Annotated in this window: 3 protein-coding genes; all 3 read left to right on the top strand. The window is 70.5% G+C overall.

The genetic code is table 11. From position 1 onward, the window contains the following. Nucleotides 1–564: 564 nt before the first annotated feature. Entirely contained in the window at nucleotides 565–1,695 is a 1,131-nt protein-coding gene (gene dnaN / locus SSBG_RS14410) for a DNA polymerase III subunit beta (RefSeq protein ID WP_008746846.1), read from the top strand. Between the two features lie 78 nt (nucleotides 1,696–1,773). After that, nucleotides 1,774–2,667: a phosphogluconate dehydrogenase (NAD(+)-dependent, decarboxylating) gene (gnd, locus tag SSBG_RS14405; RefSeq protein ID WP_008746845.1), complete on the top strand. Its 894-nt coding sequence runs from the start codon at nucleotides 1,774–1,776 to the stop codon at nucleotides 2,665–2,667. Nucleotides 2,668–2,762: 95 nt separating this feature from the next. Then, nucleotides 2,763–3,663, top strand: a 901-nt coding sequence (gene recF, locus SSBG_RS14400; RefSeq protein ID WP_008746844.1) for a DNA replication/repair protein RecF, incomplete at its 3' end; no start/stop codon positions are given.

Here is a 3,663-nt window from a genome sequence, read left to right as displayed (position 1 = left end):
GAACACGGGCTCTCACTGGCGCGAGTGAAAGGCGTCACAGTGAAGCTGACAGACCCCCTGTGGGAAACGGTCGCGAATCTGGGGACGCAGCTGGGGACAACTCGGCCCCTCTTGTGGACGGCCTGTGCACAACTTTCGGCTGTCCACAGTTACCCCGGGTTCTCCCCAGGCTCCATCCCCAGGCCCTGGGGATAAAAAACCGGGTCTGAGCTGCGAAAACGGGGTTATCCACGGTATCCACAGGCCCTACTACTACTAACGACTAGAGAGAGCTGGGAATTCGTTTCGAAGCGGGGGCTGTGCACAACTCGCTCCGAGGGCCCCGAAGAGCTCGGAGGCCGATTTGACGACCAAGGGCACCAGCTGTCAGTGCGGTGCGTCAGACTGGACACCGACGTCCTTCCCCGCAGCGGGCCGGAGGACACCTCGCTTCTCCCGGCGGAGCGCCGGAGACCGCGAGGTCCCGGCCCGGCGGGCGGGCACCAGACAGCACAGCGGTCGCGGCAGCACACGAGCGGGCGAGCGGCGGCAGACGAGCAGGAATCACGCAGGAGGCGGGCTCAGGTGAAGATCCGGGTGGAACGCGACGTACTCGCGGAGGCAGTGGCGTGGGCGGCACGCAGCCTCCCGGCTCGCCCGCCGGCTCCGGTCCTCGCGGGCCTGCTGCTGAAGGCGGAGGAGGGGACGCTGAGCCTCTCCGGCTTCGACTACGAGGTCTCGGCGCGGGTCTCCGTCGAGGCCGAGACGGAGGAGGAGGGCACCGTCCTCGTCTCCGGCCGTCTCCTCGCGGACATCTGCCGCGCCCTGCCCAACCGCCCGGTGGAGATTTCCACAGACGGTGTACGGGCGACGGTCACCTGTGGATCGTCCCGCTTCACGCTGCACACGCTCCCCGTCGAGGAGTACCCGGCCCTGCCGCAGATGCCCTCCGCGACCGGCACCGTGCCCGGTGAGGTCTTCGCCTCCGCCGCCCAGCAGGTCGCCATCGCCGCCGGCCGCGACGACACGCTCCCCGTCCTCACCGGTGTCCGCATCGAGATCGAGGGCGACACCGTGACCCTCGCCTCCACCGACCGCTACCGCTTCGCGGTCCGCGAGTTCCTGTGGAAGCCGGAGGACTCCGAGATCTCGGCCGTCGCGCTCGTCCCCGCCAAGACGCTCCTCGACACGGCCAAGTCGCTCACCAGCGGCGACAACGTGACGATCGCGCTCTCCGGCTCCGGCTCGGGCGAGGGCCTCATCGGCTTCGAGGGCGCCGGTCGCCGGACCACCACGCGCCTCCTGGAGGGCGACCTCCCGAAGTACCGCACGCTGTTCCCCACCGAGTTCAACTCGGTCGCCGTCATCGAGACCGCGCCCTTCGTGGAGGCCGTCAAGCGCGTCGCGCTCGTCGCCGAGCGGAACACCCCGGTGCGGCTCAGCTTCGAGCAGGGCGTGCTGATCCTGGAGGCCGGTTCCAGCGACGACGCACAGGCTGTGGAGCGCGTCGACGCGCAGCTGGAGGGCGACGACATCTCCATCGCCTTCAACCCGACCTTCCTGCTCGACGGGCTCAGCGCCATCGACTCGCCGGTCGCGCAGCTCTCCTTCACGACCTCCACGAAGCCCGCGCTGCTGAGCGGTCGCCCGGCCGTCGACGCCGAGGCCGATGACGCCTACAAGTACCTGATCATGCCGGTACGGCTGAGCGGCTGAGCCCACAGGTGTGCACGGCCCCCCGGCAGTAGGCTCGGGCACCGGTACGAAAGCCAGCACGCTACCTAAGGAACAGTGATGGAGCTCGGTCTCGTCGGCCTCGGCAAGATGGGCGGCAACATGCGCGAGCGCATCCGCCGCGCAGGCCACACCGTCATCGGTTACGACCGGAACCCGGACGTGTCGGACGTCGCCAGCCTTGAGGAGCTCGTGAGCAGCCTCAAGGGCCCGCGCGTCGTCTGGGTCATGGTTCCGGCCGGCGCGGCGACCCAGTCCACGGTCGACGAACTCGCCGCACTCCTGGAGCCCGGCGACATCGTGGTCGACGGCGGGAACTCCCGCTGGACCGACGACGAGAAGCACGCCGTCGAGCTGGGTCTCAGGGACATCGGCTTCGTGGACTGCGGAGTCTCCGGCGGTGTCTGGGGCCTCAAGAACGGCTACGCGCTGATGTACGGCGGCACCGAGGAGAACGTCGCCAAGGTGCAGCCGATCTTCGACGCCCTCAAGCCCGAGGGCGACTTCGGCGCCGTGCACGCGGGCAAGGTCGGCGCGGGCCACTTCGCGAAGATGGTCCACAACGGCATCGAGTACGCCATGATGCAGGCGTACGCCGAGGGCTGGGAGCTCCTGGAGGCGGCCGACTCGGTCACCGACGTCCGGGAGATCTTCCGCTCGTGGCAGGAGGGGACCGTCATCCGCTCCTGGCTCCTCGACCTCGCGGTCAACGCGCTGGACGAGGACGAGCACCTGGAGCAGCTCCGCGGCTACGCCGCCGACTCCGGTGAGGGCCGCTGGACGGTCGAGGCCGCGATCGACAAGGCCGTGCCGCTGCCCGCCATCACGGCCTCGCTCTTCGCGCGCTTCGCCTCCCGCCAGGAGGACTCGCCGCAGATGAAGATGATCGCCGCGCTGCGCAATCAGTTCGGCGGCCACGCGGTCGAGAAGAGCAGCGAGAACACCAGCAAGTAGCACCCGCGCGGGGCGGTGTGCGGCACGGTCGACGTGACGCGCCCCGCCCCGCCGCCGGTGAGCCCGCGCCGGGAGTCGAGGAGCCCGCTCAGCCCATGCACGTCACGCACCTGTCGCTGGCCGATTTCCGCTCGTACGAGCGCGCCGAGGTGAGCCTCGGACCAGGCGTCACGGCCTTCGTCGGCCCCAACGGGCAGGGCAAAACCAACCTCGTGGAAGCCGTCGGCTACCTCGCGACCCTCGGCAGCCACCGCGTCGCCTCCGACGCGCCCCTCGTCCGCGCCGGCGCGGAACGCGCCTTCGTGCGCGCCGCCGTCACCCAGGACGAGCGCAGCCAGCTGGTCGAGCTGGAGATCAACCCGGGCCGCGCCAACCGGGCCCGGATCAACCGCTCCTCGCAGGTCCGCCCGCGCGATGTGCTCGGCATCGTGCGGACCGTGCTCTTCGCGCCCGAGGACCTCGCCCTCGTCAAGGGCGACCCGGGCGAGCGCCGCCGCTTCCTGGACGAACTCCTCACCGCCCGCCAGCCCCGCATGGCCGGGGTCCGCTCCGACTACGAGCGCGTCCTCAAGCAGCGCAACACGCTGCTGAAATCCGCCGCGCTGGCCCGCCGCCACGGCGGCCGCACCCTCGACCTCTCCACGCTCGACATCTGGGACCAGCACCTCGCCCGCGCGGGCGCCGAACTCCTCGCGCAGCGAACCGATCTCATCGCCGCCCTGCAACCGCTCGTGGACAAGTCCTACGAACAGCTCGCCCCCGGCGGCGGCCCGGCGCTCCTGGAGTACCGGCCGTCCGCGCCCGGTACAGCGCAGGGTCGCGAGGAGTTCTCCGCGCAGCTCCTCGCCGCGCTCGGCGAGATGCGCAAGCAGGAGATCGAGCGCGGTGTGACCCTCGTCGGCCCGCACCGCGACGACCTCCTCCTCAAGCTCGGCGACCTTCCCGCCAAGGGCTACGCGAGCCACGGCGAGTCCTGGTCGTACGCGCTCGCGCTCC

The sequence above is a fragment of the Streptomyces sp. SPB074 genome (genome assembly GCF_000154905.1).
Classification (GTDB): Bacteria; Actinomycetota; Actinomycetes; order Streptomycetales; family Streptomycetaceae; genus Streptomyces.
Note: the sequence above shows the minus strand (reverse complement) of the source record. Positions and strands in the feature narration are given on the sequence as shown.